The organism is Glutamicibacter endophyticus, from assembly GCF_048457885.1.
Taxonomy (GTDB): domain Bacteria; phylum Actinomycetota; class Actinomycetes; order Actinomycetales; family Micrococcaceae; genus Glutamicibacter; species Glutamicibacter endophyticus.
On sequence record NZ_CP174200.1, the window covers coordinates 2363285 to 2379206 of the forward strand.

Below are 15922 nucleotides of genomic sequence, written 5' to 3' on the forward strand. Positions count from 1 at the left end.
GTACTAGTAGTCGAGAACTTCACCGCGCACCTCGCTGGCCCAGCGCAGGGTACCGCCGGCCAGATTCAGCACCGTGGCCTGCGCGTCGGCGGCCAGTAGCGCGGTGGCCGCACGTTGTGAACGCGCCCCGGTCTTGCACACCAGCACGGTGACGCAATCTTCCGGCGGGTCCGGCAACGCCGCCCACCCTTCGGACAAGACCCGGTCCAGTGGCACATGGATGCTGCCGGGGATGGCCACCAGTTCGCGTTCCCAGCTCTCGCGCACATCCACCAGGTGCACCGTCGCGCCTGCCTGCAGCGCAGCCAGTTCGCTGACCTGTAGTTCACGCACCGTCACCGGTGGCGCGGCGCAGACCTGCTGGTACTGGCCCAGCTCTCGGACAGGTTCACGGTCCGGGTCGGCTTCAAGCTGCAGGGTCATGGTGTGGGCCGCGGCCGCGTCATAGCACCAAAGCCGTCCGATGAGCGGCTCGCCCACCCCGCAAATGAGCTTCAGCGCCTCGGTGGCCATGGTGGCACCCACCACCCCGCAGAGCGCGCCGAAGACCCCGCCCTCGGCGCAGCTGGGCACCGAATCGGCGTCGGGCATCTCCGGGAACAAGTCGCGCAGCATCGGCCCGTGGCCCGGGGCGAACACCGAGACCTGGCCGTAGAACTGGAAGATCGTGCCCCACACCAGCGGGGTACCGCTCAGCTCGGCGGCGTCGTTGCTCAGGTAGCGGGTGGCAAAGTTATCGGTGCCATCGATGACCAGATCGTGGGCGGCGAAGAGCTCTAGGGCGTTTGCCGGTGTGAGTCGGCCGGAGATCGGGGTGACGCGCGCCCCGGCATCCAACCGGTGTGCGGCCTGCACCGCCGAGTCCACCTTGGCCAGGCCCACGTCGGCCTCGCGGTGAATGACCTGGCGCTGCAGGTTGGAGGCTTCCACGCGGTCGTCGTCGATCACGGTCAGCTCGCCGAGGCCGGCGGCCACCAGATACTGGAGGATCGGGGCACCCAGTCCGCCGGCGCCGATCAGCAGCACCTTGGCGTTGCGGATGCGGCGCTGCCCCTCGGGACCGACCCCGGGCAGGGTCAGATGCCGGGCGTAGCGGGCCAGCTCATCCGGTGACAGCGGCGGACCGGGGGCCACCAACGGGGGCAGCGGCATCTACAGTTCACCGACCAGCGTCTGCATCATGCCCTCGGCAGGTGAGGAGGCCAGCGCCACGTCACGGCGCGGAATTCGCCCGGCCAGGTGGGCGGCACGCCCGGCGCGCACCGCCTCGCGCATCCCCTGAGCCATCAGCGCCGGGTTGTGCGCGCGGGTAACCGCGCTGGCCAGCAGCACCGCGCTGCACCCCAGCTCCATGGCCAACGCCGCATCCGAGGCGGTGCCCACCCCGGCGTCGAGAATCACCGGCACGTTGCTGCGTGCGACGATGGTGGAAATATTGTGCGGGTTAAGGATGCCCAGCCCGGAGCCGATCGGTGAACCGGCGGGCATGATGGCGGCCACCCCGACATCCTCGAGACGCTTGGCCAGGGCCGGGTCGTCGTTGGTGTAGGCGAAGACCGTGAAATCCTCGGCCACCAGCTGCTCGGCGGCGCTAAACAGCTCGATCGGATCGGGCAGCAGGGTGTGCTCGTCGGCGATGACCTCGAGCTTGATCCAGTTGGTTTCCAACGCCTCGCGGGCCAGTTGGGCGGTGAGCAACGCGTCGCGGGCGGTGAAGCATCCGGCGGTATTCGGCAGCGGGCGCACGTTGTTGCGGCGCAGTAGCTCATAGACCGACCCGGAGCCGGCGGCGGCGAAATGCCGGATGGCCACGGTGGTGATCTCGGTGCCGGAGGCCTGAAGCGCCTGTTCGACACTGGCCAGCGAACTGGCCCCGCCGGTGCCGAGGATGAGCCGCGAGCTAAACTGCTGCCCGTCGATTTCAAACGTGTCGGTAGCCAAGTGGTCGATGGTGCTCATGATTAGCCTCCTTGGGCTGCGGTGACGATATCGAGGCGGTCCCCGGCACAGAGTGCGTAGCTGGCCCACTTGCCGCGCGGAAGCACCGCGCCGTTCACGGCGAGGGCGACCCCGAGGCGGCTGCCGTCCACGGCACGCCCGTCCTCGCCCAGTGCACGTGAGGTGTGCGTGGCGATCAGGTCGCGGGCGGTGCTGCCGGCTGGCACGCTGTGCGCCTGGTTGTTCAGCTGGATGTCGATGCTGTGCATTTAGGTTGCCTCCACGGGTTGGGCTGGCAGGTGGCCGCCGGTGAAGCGGCTCAGGGACAGGGTGGTTTGTTGCGCGGCGGGCAGCTGCCCGCCGGTGGCGAGGGTGGCGGTGGCCTTGGCGGCGAAGGGAGTCAGTAGAATCCCGTGCCGGAAGTAGCCGGTGGAAACCACCAGGCCCTGCTCGACGCGTTCGATAATGGGGACGTCGTCCTCGGTGCCGGGCCGGGCCCGGGCGATCACCTCCAACAGCGAGGCGTCGGCCACCCCGGGCACCAGGCGCCGGGCATCGTCGAGCAGGGTGTGCAGCGCCCCAATATTGACCTCGGCGCGGCCGTCTTCGCGGCTGCTGGCCCCGAGCACCAGCGAACCGTCGCGGCGTGGCACCAGGTAGACCGGGCGGCGGTTGACGATCCCGCGCACCGTGTGCTCGATCAGCGGCCGTCCGCCGTGCGGGCGCAGCCGCACAATGTCGCCGTACACCGGACGCAGCGGTAGCTCCGGGGCACCGGCCAGCGCACCGAGTCCGGTGGCTAATACCACGCAGTGGCCTTCAACCACTCGCCCCGAGGCGAGGCGTACCCCGCTGATCGTTCCGGCCTCGCGGAGCACCTCGATGGCCTGCTCGCGGACCAGCTCGGCGTGCAGGTAGCGCAGCAGGATAGCGGTCAGCGAGCGTGGGTCGACCTGATGATCGTCGGCAAAGCGCATGGCCCCGGCAATATTGGCCGCCAACGCCGGTTCGGCCGCCCGGGCCTGCGAACCCAGCAGCCGTTCGGTGCGCAGCCCCAGGGATTGTTGCAAGGATTCGAGTTCGTTCAAGGCCTGCCGGTCGGCGGCCTCGGCGGCCACCACGAGTGTCGCGTTATCCCGGTAGTCCGGGCGCTCTCCGGTGATCGCCTCGATGCGGTCGATGAACTGAGGGTAGTCGGCGGCGGCCTGCACCATCAACGGGTGCAGGGTGTGTTGGCCCCAGACGGTTTCGGCGGCCGGGGCAAGCATGCCGGCGGCGGCGTGGCTGGCCCCACCGGCCGGGTCGGGGTCGATCACATTGACCGTATGCCCGGCTGTTTTGAGTTCGAAGGCGGTGGCGAGGCCGATGATTCCGGCGCCCACGACGAGAATATGCACGACGGCACACTTCCTTCCTACGGCGGCATCACCCGCATCAGGTCTGGCGGTCGGCGTTCGGCCCTCTCAGCCCACGTTCCAATCGGTGGGCTCCCGCGAAGTTGTTGCGATTATAAGCATGAGCCCGCTCACTAAGCGAAATTCCATGACGTGAGCATTTAGCCTCGCGGCGTGATCTACTGTGATCATGCAGCACACGGATTTTCCGCAGATTCTCGACCCCGCCGCTCCCCTCGTCGAGCACCTGACCGCCAGTGAGGCACGGCTACTGGATCCGGCCGTGCGGCACGACGAAAAGTCCCTGCGCGAGCTGCTGCACCCGCACTTCACCGAGGTCGGCGTCTCGGGCACCAGCTATGATTTCGCCGCCATCGTGGCCCTGCTGCAAGCTGAGCCCGCCGCCGACGCCGGACCTGGGGTCCCCGGCAAAGTGCTTGCACCGCAGCTGTGTTTGCTGGCCCCACAGACCGCGCTGCTGCGCTGGCGTTCCGAGACCGGCTCGGTACCTGCCCACCGCAGTTCGCTGTGGCAAAAGCACGAGGGCGAATGGCGTTTGCTCTTTCATCAGGGTACGGCGACCAGCGAGCCGCTACCCGCAGCCGCCGCAGAGCTAGAGCAACCTAATGCCGACGACGCACCACGTTCTACCGCGGCACACCCCGCCGCACCACACGACGGCATCTTCCTGCGCCCCCTCGAACCGGAGGACGCACAGGCGGTGTTGGCGGCCTTTGATTCGGACGCCGCGGCCATGGCTCGGCAAGGTCAGGTGACCACCATGGCCGAAGCCGAGCAGTATGTGGCCCGGCTGCTGGATCCGGCCAACCTTCAGCTCCCACTGGCCATCGCCACCGAAGACGGGCTGGCCGGTTTGGTCAGCGCCGGGATCGATGCCACCAATAACAACGCCTGGGTCTGGTACTGGATGCACGCCGCGTACCGGGGTCGCGGTGTGGTCAGCGCGGCGCTGCGCACCTTGGCTCGGGTACTTTTCGACACGCACGGGATCCACCGCCTCGAGTTGGGGCTGCGCGTGAATAATCCGGGCTCGCGGCGGGTGGCCGAACGGGCCGGGTTCATCTGCGAGGGCCGCGAGCGCGGCAAGTTCCTCATCGACGGGCAACGCGTGGATACCCTGATGTACTCCCGGCTGGCCAGTGACCCGCGGCCGCTCTCGGCCCGCGAACTGCCGTTGCACCAGTAATCCCCGGGCAAAGGCAAGGGGACCGCCCACCATGTGGTGGGCGATCCCCCGATAGTGCCGATCGTCGGTTGATCGAGCCTGAGCTTTAGCGGAACGGATCGGTATCCGGCAGGTCGGTACCCGTAGGTCCGTTCTCCTCGCCCAGCTTGGACTTGGCCAGCACCTTGGCCGCTGCGTCGCGTCCACCGAGGCCGAAGGCCAGTGCCGCGGCCAGCGCCGCACCGATGACTACCGCGCCGAAAGCCATATTCACGATCGAATCGGCCAGGCCCATGTAGCGCAGGCCCATGGCCACGAACAGGGCGATCGCGGTGTAGCGCACGATCTTCGAGGCGGTGCCGTCGGCCATGAACTTGCTGATCACGTTGGCCACGACGAAACCGGCGGCGATGATCAGGCCGCCGAAGAGCACCCGGCCACCCAGCGCCAGCACCTCGTTGAGGATGTTGGTGATCGCCGGGAAGTTCAGCATCTGTGCGGCCATCACACCGAAGAAGAGCACAATGGCGATGCGCACGATGGTGGCGATAATGCCCGAGGCGCTCTGCCCCTCCGGCACGATGCCCCAGCCGGCGACGGCCCGGTCGGTGCCCACCCCGTGCAGGGTGGATTCGAGCAGCTGCCCAACGAACTTGGCGATCATAATACCGATGGCCAGCAGCACCAGTGCCATCAGCACCTGTGGGATGGCGGCCAGTACCAGTTCGAGCATGCGCTGTGCAGGACCGGAGATAGCTTCCAGACCCAGCACCTGCAGGGCGGCAATGGCCACGACCAGCAAGATCAGAGCAAATAGAACGTTAGCCAAGACGTCGACGATCTTGCCTTGGGCCTCGCGGCTGGCGGCCTCATCGAGCTCCTCGCGGTCCTTGGAGAATTTCTTGACCAGGGCGGAGAAGTCGACGGTCGATAGCGCGGTGACAACCAGCTGTCGGACGATATTGGCGATGACGTAACCGATAAAGAAGATGAAGCCCGCACCAATAAGGTTCGGGATAAAGGCCATAACCCCTGTGAGCAGGTTCTGCACCGGGGATAGTACCTCAGTCAACGAGAACAGCTGCAGGATGGCCACCAAGCCGAACAACCAAACGATCAGGCTCGCGACCTTGCCAAGTGACTGGCCTAGTTGCGCTCCGTCGTTGCCTTGTTTCTGAAGGAATTTCACCCTGGTCACTAGCTTGCCGATGGCCCATTTGATGATCTTGGCCAATAGCCAGGTGACGAGGAGAATAATCAGCGCGGTGACAACCCTTTGTGTCAACAGCGCCCAATCGATGTTGCCGAAAACGTTCTGAGTTTGCATCACTGCTCCTTAAACGTGGGGACACCTTGACCCTACGACGAGGAGTCCGCCCTGACTAGGGCGGAATACTGAGCGCGAACGACGCAATACACGGTGCGAACTCAACCCAAGCGCGAAATCCGTGGCAAATATTGGCAAAATCCACGATCTACGAGGAACATCCCCGGAAATCGCTACGGATCCATGTTCATGAAACTTTCAGCAAGGAGCCATGGAGGCTTTTCACCCAGCGAAGATTAGCCTCGTGGCGAGTACATAATGACGCCGACGCCCACAAGGCAAATGGCGGCGCCGATGAGGTCAAACCGGTCCGGGCGGTAGCCATCGAGCACCGCACCCCACGCCAGCGAGCCGACGATAAACTCCCCGCCATAGGCCGCGAGGATACGTCCGAAATTCGCATCCGGCTGCAGGGTGGCCACCACGCCATAGAGACCCAGCAGCACCACCCCGCCCCCGACCCAGAGCAGGCCGCGGTGCTCGCGCAGCCCTTGCCACACCAGCCAGGCCCCGCCGATTTCGGCGAGCGCGGCCAGTGCGAACAGGGCCACCGATCGAAGCACCTCGGAATTCATTGCGCTACGCTTTCGGGCTACGCCTGATCGGTTTCGACGATGCTCCGCACGCTCGCGCCGTGCTCCACGGTGCGCGAAACGGTGCAGTACTTGTCGTGGGAGAGCTTCACGATGCGCTCGACCATACCCCGGGCCTTGCGGCCGTCCTCGGTATCCGGGAACTTCAGGTCAAAGGACATGGTGATGTCCTCCATTTTGCTGGCCCCATCTTCGGTCACCTTGTACCCGCTGGCGGCCACCTCGAACTTCTCCGGTTCGGTGCGGCGGGTGGTCGCCACATCCACGTCAATGGCCGAGCAGCCGGCTATGGCGGCCAACAGTAGCTCCACCGGGGTCAGCAGCCCCTCCCCTTGACCGAATTCGACGCTGGCACCGGTTTCGGCGCTGGTCGCCCGGTAGCGGCAGGATTCGGTGCGTTCGACGCTCACTTCACGAAGGGATCGGGTATTTTCACTCATGCTCCCATCCTCCCATGAAGCGCCCCGGCACGCTGGGAATCCAGCACCCATTGCACCTCCTCGGCCACGAGCGACAAGCTATCCGCCGGGCGATACCCCAGCTCTTTCGCGGCGCTGGTATCCAGCTCGAACGGGTGGGCCGAGGCAAAGGGATTAGCGAGAGTGGACGGACCATCTCCGGCCTCTTGCACCTCCCCTGTGTAGCCCACCGTGTGCGCGATCCGCTCAAAAACCGCGCGGGCCGTCACCGGGTGGGCATCGGCCGCATTCAGCACGCGCGACGCGGGGTGAGCGGCAACGAGTTCGAGCAGTTGGGCCACGTTGGCCGCCGCAGTCAGCGACTGCACCGACTCCAAACTCGACACCCGAAGCTCAGGCGGGTTTCCTTGCATGGCTTCGACGATCCCAGCGGTGCGTGCGTTGCGGGCCCAGGCTCCGTGCACCTTTCCCGGGCGCAGCACGCTAACCGGCACCCCGCTCTCCAGAACCCGTAGCTCCATGGCGCGTTTGCACGGGGCGTAGCCCTCTCGGGTGAACGGGTCCAGATCCCGTGCGCCGGGAGCGACGCAGGACTGGGATTCGGGTACCGGCCCGGCAAACTCGGGTGGCTGCTCGGCGTTGACATGTCGTCCCTCCGCGTCGGTGTAGACGGCACGCGAGGAGATCACCGCACTCGAGGTGCAGTCGGCCGCCCACCGAAGCAGTTCATCGGCTCGTTGGGCGTCGAAGCACACCATGTCCACCAATAGATCGGCGCCATCTGACAGCAGCTGGCCGATCCCGGCGGTATCGGCGCGGTCAAGGGCGTGGAAGCGCACCCCGAGCTCTCGCAGTGGCTCCGGGAATAACTCCGCGTTCCGTCCGGTCACCTCGACACGCCAGCCGGCACGGGCGAAACGTGCGGCGGTGGCCGCACCCATCGCCCCGGTACCGCCTAGAATCACGATTCGTTGCTGGCTCACTGTCCCGTCTCCTTCGCCTCGGCGGCCACTGCGGCCGCAAAATTACGCATCGCCGCCAGCACCCGCCGCGGCCGATCGATGTGCACGTTATGTCCGGCTCGGTCCAGTTCGACATGCTCGACCGTCGCGAACCGGTCGCGGAGCCTTCGTTGATCCTGGTAGCCGACCACTTGATCCTGCCGACCGGTGATAATCACCCCGTGCGGCCATTGACCGGCGCCCTCCACCGGCAGCCGCGGCAGAGTGTATTCACGGGCCAGCTTCGCCATGGCCCGCACGTTCGCCACCCGGATTCCGGGAAGCACGAAGCGTTCGAAGCGCTGGTAGTTCGCCTCGCTTTGCACCACCGACATTTCCGCATAGTTCTCCGCATCGGCCGCGGAAAGGCTAGCCAGTAGTCGCGGCTCGGAGTGCAAGATGCACCGTTCGGGCAGGGTGCGCCGTTCGGCCTGCGGGTACACCACCGGCGCGCACAGGCCCACGCCCAGCACCTGCCCGGGCAGGCGGTCGGCGATCTCGGTGGCCAAGAGTCCGCCCATTGATTGTCCGACGATCGCAAAGGGCTCCGTGCCAACCACCTCCCGCACCGTGCCCTCGAGCCAGTCGGCGAGCTGCGGCAGGCCGCCACGGTCGGTCAGCGCCGGGGTTTGCCCGAAACCGGGTAGGTCGACGTAGACCCGACGAAAGACCCCGGGCTGCGCGAAGGCAGGGTCCAACGGGAGCAGGCAACGGTGATCGACCCCATTGCCATGCACCATCACCACCGGAATGCCGGATCCGCGTTGTAGCACCGGGGCACCGCCGATACTCATTGGCGTGGTCCGCTATAGCGAAGGTGTAGCAGCGGATACGGGTTACCCTGCCCGTCGAGTTCACTGCGCCCGATCTGCTCGAAACCCAGATGCGTATAGAAGCCGTGTGCCTGCGGGTTCTGCTCATTCACATCCACTTCAAGGTGCGGATGCGCGGCGAGCGCTTCGTGCACCAACGCGCTCCCCACCCCGCAACCGAAGGCCTCCGGCGCGACGAACAGCATTTCCAGCTTGCCGTCGGCGAGGCCGCTGAATCCCACGGGTTTCGCACCGCGCAGGGCCACGGTGACCTGCACCTGGTCCAGATACATATTTTCGATGAGTTCGGCGAGCGCCCCGATCTCTGACTGCGATAAGAAATGATGCGTAGCTTCCACTGCGCTTCGCCAGATCTGGAGTATCGATGGAATGTCTTCCGGCAGGTTCGCGGCGCGCAACTGCAACGCTTGGTCGGTGTGCATGGGCTCAGCCTACGATGAAGCAGCGCTCGTGCCAATTTGCCGCGGTACGGGAAACCGGCCGTGGCCTAGAGGTTTGCGCGACGGCGCCGGGTTGCGCGTAACGCCAACACCGAGGAGTCAATCATCTCCTGCCCGGCTCGATGCTCGCGCCGCAAGCTCTCGGCCTGTGCAAAGCAGGACTCGGCCTCACGGTAGTGTCCCTGTTTGAAGAGCGACTTGCCGTAGTGCTGGTAGGCGAATGCCACGTCCATCGCGTAAGTTCGTGGATCCGCCGGCTCTGTCGTCGCGGTGAAACACTCAAGCGCCGCCCCGTAGCACTCATCGGCTCGGGAGTAGGCGCCTTGCCACTGCCAAACGGTGGCAAGACGTAGCAACCAGCGTGCCTGGGACGAACTTGCCTCTCGAGGTTGACGGACTAGTTTCTCGACCCCGGAGGGCCCATCGAGTTGGGTGAGCGCGAGTAGCTCGGCTTCCTCGAGCCTGCCGCCAATGCGTAACAGCGCCACCCGTTGCGCCGCGTCGAGATCCTGCGACGGCTGGTTCAGTAAACTCTGGATCCGCGCCGAGTCGGTGGCCACTTCGCGCAAGGTCTCTGGGTCGATGACATACAGCGGACTCTGTTCAGTCAAGATCGTTCCATTCAAAGGTAGTGGTCGTACCCGTCTCCCAGTCCCGACGCAGAATCGCATAGGCGACACTGGCGACCGCCGGCGCGCCAGCTACCGGCCAGGATTCCCGGTAATGAGCCTCCTTGAGCCAACCACAACGTTCGAAGACCTTACGCATGGCGATATTATCTTCACGGGTTTGCCCCTCGAAGCGGGTGACCTCGCCGAAACGGCCGAAGACATAGCTCGTAATCGCGTTCAGCGCCTGCTCGCCCAGCCCTTGACCGCGCCACGACGTGGCCAGCCGCAGGTCAAATAGCGGCGTGGGATCTTCCAGGTCTTCCAGGCGCACAAGTCCGATGCGCCCGTGCTCGGGGTGAATCAGCCAGTGGCTCTCATGCTCCGCGTCGTGAAAGTCGCCGTCGTCGATCATTTCCTGCACGTCCATGACGCTGAGCCGCGAACGCACATGAAAGGGGAAGTGGTGGCTGGTCATGAAATCCAGTAGGGCGGCACGATCGGCACCGTTCACGTCGACTTTTTCTAGGGTGAGCATAAACCCATCCTGCCAGCAAAGACTCCGCAAGTGAACAGGCGTTTACCGTCGAACCAACCATCCATAGAGGTCATCCGTGACCCAGTCGCCGACGCCCGCAACATCCTCCTCCAAGGCTCCGAGATCCAGCGCATAGACGTCGCTGGCTCTAGGTTCGAGCGTGGGATCGAAGATGGTACCGCCAGCACGCATGAGGTAGCCAATCCCGCCGCTGTCGTCTCCGATCAGCACCCATCCCGGTGCGTACTCGGCGACCTCAAAGGTCGCATTGCGTTCGGCCAACGAGTGTGGTCCATAGATCGTGGTGCCATCGGCCAGGTAGAGACCCGGACTCGTCCCCCAGAGTTGCGCCAGTGCATTCGTTGGCGCGGGCAGGACCTGGTCGGGAGTTTCAGATAATTCTTCGGCCGCGACAAGATCCAGCGACAGGCCGGGTTCTTCGCAGGCTTGTTGAATCCAACATTGAAGCAGGTCTCCTGCCGGGTTAAGTCGACGAGTGGAACCGGAGGTCGCCGGATCCGGCGGCATGGTTTCGGTCAACAGGAGTACGTGGCGGCGTGCCTCGCCCCGCCCGAACGCCCCGGCACAGTCTAAGTCCCGCAGCGCCTGCTCCATGAGGCGAAGCCGTCGGTCCAACTCGCCGTCGAGATCCGCCAGTCCTAGCTCGGACGGATCGCCGAGTAAGTCCCACTGCTCGGTGAGTTTCGCCAGATGCTCGTCGCCGAGGATGGCGTAGCGGGCGTCGGCGAAATTCCATGGGTCCTCGCCCGGGAGGGTCACGCTGAGATACGGGCGTAACAGGTCTCCGGTGGTCACCAACGCAACAGTTTGGGGCGATTCGTCGGTCTCTTCGCGTAGCCGTAGCAGTGCTTCGCGCACGGCCTCGGCGAGCGCGTCGATTAACTGTTGCTCAGTTGGGCTCGGGTTCCACGCTGTGCCGCTCATGGCACCCAGTATGTCAGCATTCAACGGCAGGAGGTGCCGATAGGCTGACTACGTTGGCTGACACAACCAGAAACCACGAGCCGAGGAGCACCATGCGTGATTATCACCGGATTTGGACCGGTAACGCGCTGGCAAACTTGGCCGACGGTCTCGCATTCGTCGCCGTGCCGCTGCTGGCAACCACCGTGACGGACGATCCGGTCAAAATTGCGGCCCTGGCCATGAGCTACTCACTTCCGCGCCTGCTATCCGTACTCGGGGTCGGGGTGATGGTTGATTCGTTCGACCGGCGGCGGATCCTGTATTGGGCGAACATTGCACGGGCACTGCTCTTCGCCGGGTTGACGCTCCTGAGCCTTTCGGGTTCCACCACGTTCCTTGCGCTGCTCGTCGTTAATGCGACGCTCGGGGTCGTGGAGACGATGGCCGATAACGCCGCCGTCGCCATAGTTCAACAAGCCGTCCCGACCAAACGGCTGGACCGAGCCAACTCACAAATTGCCGGAACCCAAATAGTGGTGGATGAGTTCATTGGGCCACCGCTTGGTGGCCTAACTTTCGTCTTCTCGGCCGTGGCCCCCACCGCGTTGATCAGCCTCGCCTTTCTTGGTGCCGGGCTAACGTTCACGACGATCCGCGGAGACTACAAGCCTCCCCCGATCGCGCCGGACGCCTCTCGTATGCGCGTAGCGAAACACGTCGCCGAAGGATTGCGGTGGACATGGCATCATGGCGCGGCCCGGGTTCTGGTTCTCGTCGGTTTCCTAGCCAGCATCGGTTACATGATCCCATTCTCGTATCTTGTCCTTTACGCGCAGGGTACGTTGGGGCTGACCCCTCTTGGCTACGGCCTGTTACTGTCCGTATCTGCCCTCGGCGGACTGCTTGGCAGTATCCTCGCGGCGCCGCTTCGACGTCGGTTCGGGTACGAAAACACCATCATCGGCGCTTTGCTCCTTGGCGCTGTAGCGTTTGTGACCATCTCGATGAGCGGCCACCCTGTGCTCGTGGGAGTTGCGCTGGCCCTCTATATTGCGCACGCGGTGATATGGAATATTTTGGCGTCGTCCGTGCGCCAGAAGATCACCCCGCCCTCCCTGATGGGACGCGTTCTGTCGGTCAGCCGCCTTTTCAGCATTTCCGGACTAATCATCGGCGCGGGGCTAGGCGGTGTGCTGGCTCGGCAGCTGGGCTATCAGCAACCGTTCGCGATCGCCGGGGGTCTCTTTCTCATTGCCGCGCTGGCCGTGCTGGTCACCCGACGGCATTTCCGCGACATTACCTAGGTCGTTGCCCTTAACTCCAGTCGAATGTCAGCGCTACGAGGCCGGATTCGGATTCGACGAAAAGCAAGATCGCATCGGCCCCCGCCTCCCGCCATGGGTAGCCGGCAGTGGCGCCAATAAATCGTAGCGGCTTCCCAGCGGCCGTCGTCAGCACCGGCGAGACAGGGTCCCCTGTGTCGAGGCTCAGCGCCTGCGGCGGTGGATAGCCGGTCCAGTTTCCATACCCGGGCTCTCCGCCCAGTTGGTCGATGAAGGCGATGTCTTCGCCCCATCCTTCGCGAGGCTTCGCGGGATCGTTGGCATCGCCCCAGAGCAACCGACCGTAACTCTCCCACCGAGTCTTGGCGCCGGCCAGTTCAGCCTGTGCCCGCTCACGCACGCCTGACGATAAGTCACCTAGTTTCAACGCGTCCGGATCACCGAGGTAACGGTATTGTCCGTGGTGATCTGTTTGAAAAATCAACCAGTTCTCCGCCATGTAATCGCTGCGTTGGCCGGCCTCCGGTCGCTGGAACAGAAGTTCGTCATCGACGGGACTCAAAAAATGCGCCACACCGTGCATTCCCGACTCCACGGCGCTGAGCCGTACCGATATGAGTGGATGTAGCTGTTGAGCAAGCCACTGCTGATCGGCGGCGAAGACCTCGCTGCTTTCCGGAAAGATCGTGAAGCGCTCGTCAATCTCTGTGACGCGAACTCCTGTACTTCGATCACGCGCAGGTTCCTTCAGGTTCCCTATCCGCACAACATCCGGCCCCGGGTCAGCTATCAGCTCCCCGGCAATCCCCCATGCGCTCTCGAAGGCAGAAGCATCACCCCGAACCTGAGTCTCTGCACGCTCAATGAGGTCCCTGGCTTCTTCTTCCGAAGCCGCTGGAACTTCAGCGACGACCTCGTGGTCATCGAGCCGGCGAATGACCAGGTGGCCTATCGGCCCATCGGTGGCACCCCAGGTAGAACGGTACGTCACTTCGTAGAGGGCATCGGCCGCGATATTCGCCATAGTTCAACCATATCGGTAGTAATTATTGCGGGTACACTCACCGGATCTGGCTAGGGCAATCGGCCCAAACTTCTCAAGCTGGGTTGTCGATAACGAAGCCTTGACTATCGCGGTCTTTATGCCATAGTGAGCCAGCAATACGAACAAGTCAGAGGCTACTTAGCTAGAGCGCATTTGGTATCTTCAGACGTTGCCCTCGCTCCGAGATCGCTCCGTGCCGGATTGGGTTAGCGTATTTCATTTTCTGGGTGTTCAGCATCGTATTTCTCGCGAGACTTGGCGATGAGTTGCCGATGTGCCAAGGACCAGTCGGCGAGCGCCTTAACCAGGAAAGTCAGGCTTTGGCCAGTTTCGGTCAGCCGATATTCGACCTGTGCGGGCACCGTTGGATAAACCGTACGCACCACGAGACCATCACGTTCGAGCCTACGAAGCGTGAGTGTCAGCATTCGCTGTGATATTCCATCGATGGCGCGTTGAAGCTCTCGGAATCGTCGAATCCTCGTTGAGAGTTCGACGATGACAAGCACAGACCACTTATCTCCGACGCGATCAAGCACGTCTCTGATCCCGCAGTCCGTGTGGCTGGGTTGTCCGCATGGGTCGAGCTCAGCCGCACCCGTGGTTACTTCGCTGTGCCTCAGTGACACGAAACTGCCTCCTTGTGGGCTCTTCCTCGCCCCAGCAAACTGGGGGTAGTTACTAAAGAGAACCATAAAGAAAGAGCTAAAGGAAATGATCCTAGTTACTGGTGCAACTGGCATGCTCGCATCGGCGATCGTCGACCAACTACAACAGATGAATTCACCAGTCGTTGGTGCGAGCAGAACGCCCGCAAACGATCAGCGTCACATGGACTTCGACGAGCCTGCAACGCTATCACTTACCGGTGTTTCTACCTTGGTGCTCGTCTCGGCCGGATACGCCGAAGACGATGTGGTTATCGCCAGACACAAGGCCCTGATCAGTGCCGCCGTTCGTGATCGGGTGTCGCATATTGTATATACGAGTGTCACGGGCGCAGGCGATCATCTGGGTTTTGCATTAGCACATCGGGTAACCGAACGAATGCTACGTGAAAGCGGCATCCAATGGACGATTCTCCGCAACGGGATTTACGCGGAACTGTTTGGCGCACTACTTGCATGGACGGCCGGCGGGTTGGAATCACCGTTCGGCGATGGTGCAATTTCTTCAGTAGCACGCGCAGATCTCGCAGAAGTCGCGGCGCGAGTCGCCAGTTCCCCCGACAATCATCGTCAGCGCATATACGAACTGGTCGGCAAACCACTGACTGCGGCTACAGTGGCCAGCCATGTCGGAGTAACACACCAGTCGATTGGACTGGGCGAATACCGCGACCGTGTGCTTAACGACCGGCGCCTTCTGCCGTTTCAGCCTCCGATGCTGGCTTCGATAGCTTCAAGCATTCGCCACGGTCTGTTGCACAACTCCAGTACCGACCTCGAGCGATTGCTTGGCAGACCGGCCACCAACTCGTTGGCGATCGCCGCGAGGACCGCTAATACGAGCCGGTCCTAGCAATACCACGACGCTGTTCCCGTCGCTGATTCGTTCAGCATTCTACTTTTCGGTCAGCTCGCTGGCTATCGGAGTCGAAAATACCGGCCACGATCCGGCGAAGAATGTCGTCATGGCACAGATCACCTGAAGACGGCTCATACTCAGTGAGCCCAACTCCTGCCAATCGGAACTCTGCAAGCAGCGCCTGTACGGCGGCCAGTAACTCATCGAGGCCTAGCCCCGATGGTTCAGGTGACCCTACGGCTGTGAATACGGTGGGATCTAGGACGTCGAAGTCGAGATGGAGGTAAACCGAGTCGGCACCGGTGCCCCTCACTGCGTCAACAAGTCCTCTCGGATCGGCCATATCGGCGACTCGAAGCCGTGGAATTTGGTGTGTCTCGACGAAGGCTTGCTCGCCGACATCAAGCGCCCTTGCACCTGCGAGAATTACTTGGTTCGGCGCCAGAACCTCGGACGTTCGCAATTCGCTCGGGCCGTCCCCCATCAACGTACGAAGAACCATGCCGTGAAATGCACCTGACGGAGAAGTCATCGAATTATTCAGATCTGCATGCGCGTCGAGCCACACGACTGCCATTCGACCTTTCGAGCGCGAAATGGCCGCCTCGATGGGAGCAAGCTCAATACCGCAGTCCCCTCCAACCGTCACAATTAACTCACCGCGTGGTATGGAACCTATTACCTCGCTCGCTGCACGCAAATGATCGGCCAGGACATCGATGTTGCGGATCCCGTTCCTCAAGTTGCCAACGTGGTCCGCTACGGCGACAACATGGCGGCTATCGGCCGGTACCAGTTCGGCCAAGCGTTGAGCCCCTCGATGCAGTCGTTGAGCAGTTGAAGCTCCAGATCCTTGCCACTGC

General features: G+C 63.3%; 19 protein-coding genes and 1 riboswitch. Of the genes, 3 read left to right on the top strand and 16 right to left on the bottom strand.

The window, feature by feature from the left end; genetic code table 11:
• Positions 1–3 precede the first annotated feature (3 nt).
• The 4 genes from ACJD00_RS10960 to thiO form a co-directional block, all read right to left on the bottom strand.
• Complete coding sequence (locus ACJD00_RS10960; RefSeq protein ID WP_418907030.1) at positions 4–1152, bottom strand: ThiF family adenylyltransferase; 1149 nt, start codon at positions 1150–1152, stop codon at positions 4–6.
• On the bottom strand, positions 1153–1959 hold the full coding sequence (locus ACJD00_RS10965) for a thiazole synthase (RefSeq protein WP_418907031.1): 807 nt from the start codon (positions 1957–1959) through the stop codon (positions 1153–1155). It lies immediately after the preceding gene.
• 2 nt (positions 1960–1961) lie between these two features.
• The gene (gene thiS / locus ACJD00_RS10970; protein WP_309406372.1) at positions 1962–2207 is read right to left on the bottom strand and encodes a sulfur carrier protein ThiS; all 246 of its coding nucleotides are present in this window, start codon (positions 2205–2207) and stop codon (positions 1962–1964) included.
• Positions 2208–3335: a glycine oxidase ThiO gene (gene thiO, locus ACJD00_RS10975; RefSeq protein ID WP_418907032.1), complete on the bottom strand. Its 1128-nt coding sequence runs from the start codon at positions 3333–3335 to the stop codon at positions 2208–2210.
• Positions 3332–3442: riboswitch (TPP riboswitch) on the bottom strand. (Overlaps the previous gene by 4 nt.)
• A gap of 80 nt (positions 3443–3522) precedes the next feature.
• Here thiO and ACJD00_RS10980 point away from each other — a divergent pair.
• Positions 3523–4539: a GNAT family N-acetyltransferase gene (locus ACJD00_RS10980; protein ID WP_418907033.1), complete on the top strand. Its 1017-nt coding sequence runs from the start codon at positions 3523–3525 to the stop codon at positions 4537–4539.
• 85 nt (positions 4540–4624) lie between these two features.
• Here ACJD00_RS10980 and ACJD00_RS10985 read toward each other — a convergent pair whose 3' ends face one another.
• From ACJD00_RS10985 to ACJD00_RS11025, 9 genes are all read right to left on the bottom strand, one after another.
• Complete coding sequence (locus tag ACJD00_RS10985; RefSeq protein WP_418907034.1) at positions 4625–5845, bottom strand: mechanosensitive ion channel; 1221 nt, start codon at positions 5843–5845, stop codon at positions 4625–4627.
• Between the two features lie 236 nt (positions 5846–6081).
• Complete coding sequence (locus ACJD00_RS10990) at positions 6082–6420, bottom strand: YnfA family protein (RefSeq protein WP_418907035.1); 339 nt, start codon at positions 6418–6420, stop codon at positions 6082–6084.
• A 17-nt stretch (positions 6421–6437) separates the two neighbouring features.
• Entirely contained in the window at positions 6438–6878 is a 441-nt protein-coding gene (locus ACJD00_RS10995) for an OsmC family protein (RefSeq protein WP_418907036.1), read from the bottom strand.
• Positions 6875–7840 carry an NAD-dependent epimerase/dehydratase family protein gene (locus tag ACJD00_RS11000; protein ID WP_418907037.1) on the bottom strand — a complete coding sequence of 322 codons (966 nt, stop codon included), beginning with the start codon at positions 7838–7840 and terminating at the stop codon, positions 6875–6877. Before ACJD00_RS11000 ends, ACJD00_RS10995 begins: the two co-directional genes overlap by 4 nt.
• On the bottom strand, positions 7837–8652 hold the full coding sequence (locus ACJD00_RS11005) for an alpha/beta fold hydrolase (protein ID WP_418907038.1): 816 nt from the start codon (positions 8650–8652) through the stop codon (positions 7837–7839). The genes ACJD00_RS11000 and ACJD00_RS11005 overlap by 4 nt, the downstream gene beginning before the upstream one ends.
• Positions 8649–9113, bottom strand: coding sequence for an acetyltransferase (locus ACJD00_RS11010; RefSeq protein WP_418907039.1), 465 nt, complete (start codon positions 9111–9113; stop codon positions 8649–8651). The genes ACJD00_RS11005 and ACJD00_RS11010 overlap by 4 nt, the downstream gene beginning before the upstream one ends.
• Before the next feature lie 65 nt (positions 9114–9178).
• Complete coding sequence (locus ACJD00_RS11015) at positions 9179–9742, bottom strand: tetratricopeptide repeat protein (protein WP_418907040.1); 564 nt, start codon at positions 9740–9742, stop codon at positions 9179–9181.
• Positions 9735–10277, bottom strand: coding sequence for a GNAT family protein (locus ACJD00_RS11020; RefSeq protein WP_309406353.1), 543 nt, complete (start codon positions 10275–10277; stop codon positions 9735–9737). Before ACJD00_RS11020 ends, ACJD00_RS11015 begins: the two co-directional genes overlap by 8 nt.
• A 42-nt stretch (positions 10278–10319) precedes the next feature.
• On the bottom strand, positions 10320–11222 hold the full coding sequence (locus tag ACJD00_RS11025; RefSeq protein ID WP_418907041.1) for a DUF4303 domain-containing protein: 903 nt from the start codon (positions 11220–11222) through the stop codon (positions 10320–10322).
• A 92-nt stretch (positions 11223–11314) separates the two neighbouring features.
• Here ACJD00_RS11025 and ACJD00_RS11030 point away from each other — a divergent pair, with 92 nt between their 5' ends.
• Positions 11315–12508 (top strand): MFS transporter, encoded by a 1194-nt coding sequence (locus ACJD00_RS11030; protein WP_418907042.1) that lies wholly within the window; start codon positions 11315–11317, stop codon positions 12506–12508.
• A 10-nt stretch (positions 12509–12518) separates the two neighbouring features.
• On the opposite strand, the gene ACJD00_RS11035 is transcribed toward ACJD00_RS11030, so the two are convergent.
• A complete protein-coding gene (locus ACJD00_RS11035) occupies positions 12519–13511 on the bottom strand; it encodes a hypothetical protein (RefSeq protein ID WP_418907043.1) in 993 nt (330 codons plus the stop codon).
• 227 nt (positions 13512–13738) lie between these two features.
• On the bottom strand, positions 13739–14275 hold the full coding sequence (locus ACJD00_RS11040) for a winged helix-turn-helix transcriptional regulator (protein WP_418907044.1): 537 nt from the start codon (positions 14273–14275) through the stop codon (positions 13739–13741).
• Here ACJD00_RS11040 and ACJD00_RS11045 point away from each other — a divergent pair.
• Complete coding sequence (locus ACJD00_RS11045) at positions 14247–15053, top strand: NAD(P)H-binding protein (protein WP_418907045.1); 807 nt, start codon at positions 14247–14249, stop codon at positions 15051–15053. The genes ACJD00_RS11040 and ACJD00_RS11045 overlap by 29 nt on opposite strands.
• A gap of 34 nt (positions 15054–15087) precedes the next feature.
• On the opposite strand, the gene ACJD00_RS11050 is transcribed toward ACJD00_RS11045, so the two are convergent.
• Complete coding sequence (locus tag ACJD00_RS11050; RefSeq protein ID WP_418907046.1) at positions 15088–15864, bottom strand: arginase family protein; 777 nt, start codon at positions 15862–15864, stop codon at positions 15088–15090.
• Positions 15865–15922: the final 58 nt, after the last annotated feature.

What these genes read in the sequence shown, in the direction of transcription:
- thiS (WP_309406372.1), bottom strand. Translation starts at nt 2,207, where the DNA reads ATGCACAGCATCGACATCCAGCTGAACAACCAGGCGCACAGCGTGCCA.
- ACJD00_RS10985 (WP_418907034.1), bottom strand. Translation starts at nt 5,845, where the DNA reads ATGCAAACTCAGAACGTTTTCGGCAACATCGATTGGGCGCTGTTGACA.
- ACJD00_RS11025 (WP_418907041.1), bottom strand. Translation starts at nt 11,222, where the DNA reads ATGAGCGGCACAGCGTGGAACCCGAGCCCAACTGAGCAACAGTTAATC.
- ACJD00_RS10995 (WP_418907036.1), bottom strand. Translation starts at nt 6,878, where the DNA reads ATGAGTGAAAATACCCGATCCCTTCGTGAAGTGAGCGTCGAACGCACC.
- ACJD00_RS11005 (WP_418907038.1), bottom strand. Translation starts at nt 8,652, where the DNA reads ATGAGTATCGGCGGTGCCCCGGTGCTACAACGCGGATCCGGCATTCCG.
- ACJD00_RS10960 (WP_418907030.1), bottom strand. Translation starts at nt 1,152, where the DNA reads ATGCCGCTGCCCCCGTTGGTGGCCCCCGGTCCGCCGCTGTCACCGGAT.
- ACJD00_RS10980 (WP_418907033.1), top strand. Translation starts at nt 3,523, where the DNA reads ATGCAGCACACGGATTTTCCGCAGATTCTCGACCCCGCCGCTCCCCTC.
- ACJD00_RS11045 (WP_418907045.1), top strand. Translation starts at nt 14,247, where the DNA reads ATGATCCTAGTTACTGGTGCAACTGGCATGCTCGCATCGGCGATCGTC.
- ACJD00_RS11020 (WP_309406353.1), bottom strand. Translation starts at nt 10,277, where the DNA reads ATGCTCACCCTAGAAAAAGTCGACGTGAACGGTGCCGATCGTGCCGCC.
- ACJD00_RS10965 (WP_418907031.1), bottom strand. Translation starts at nt 1,959, where the DNA reads ATGAGCACCATCGACCACTTGGCTACCGACACGTTTGAAATCGACGGG.
- ACJD00_RS11010 (WP_418907039.1), bottom strand. Translation starts at nt 9,113, where the DNA reads ATGCACACCGACCAAGCGTTGCAGTTGCGCGCCGCGAACCTGCCGGAA.
- ACJD00_RS11040 (WP_418907044.1), bottom strand. Translation starts at nt 14,275, where the DNA reads ATGCCAGTTGCACCAGTAACTAGGATCATTTCCTTTAGCTCTTTCTTT.
- ACJD00_RS10990 (WP_418907035.1), bottom strand. Translation starts at nt 6,420, where the DNA reads ATGAATTCCGAGGTGCTTCGATCGGTGGCCCTGTTCGCACTGGCCGCG.
- ACJD00_RS11035 (WP_418907043.1), bottom strand. Translation starts at nt 13,511, where the DNA reads ATGGCGAATATCGCGGCCGATGCCCTCTACGAAGTGACGTACCGTTCT.
- ACJD00_RS11030 (WP_418907042.1), top strand. Translation starts at nt 11,315, where the DNA reads ATGCGTGATTATCACCGGATTTGGACCGGTAACGCGCTGGCAAACTTG.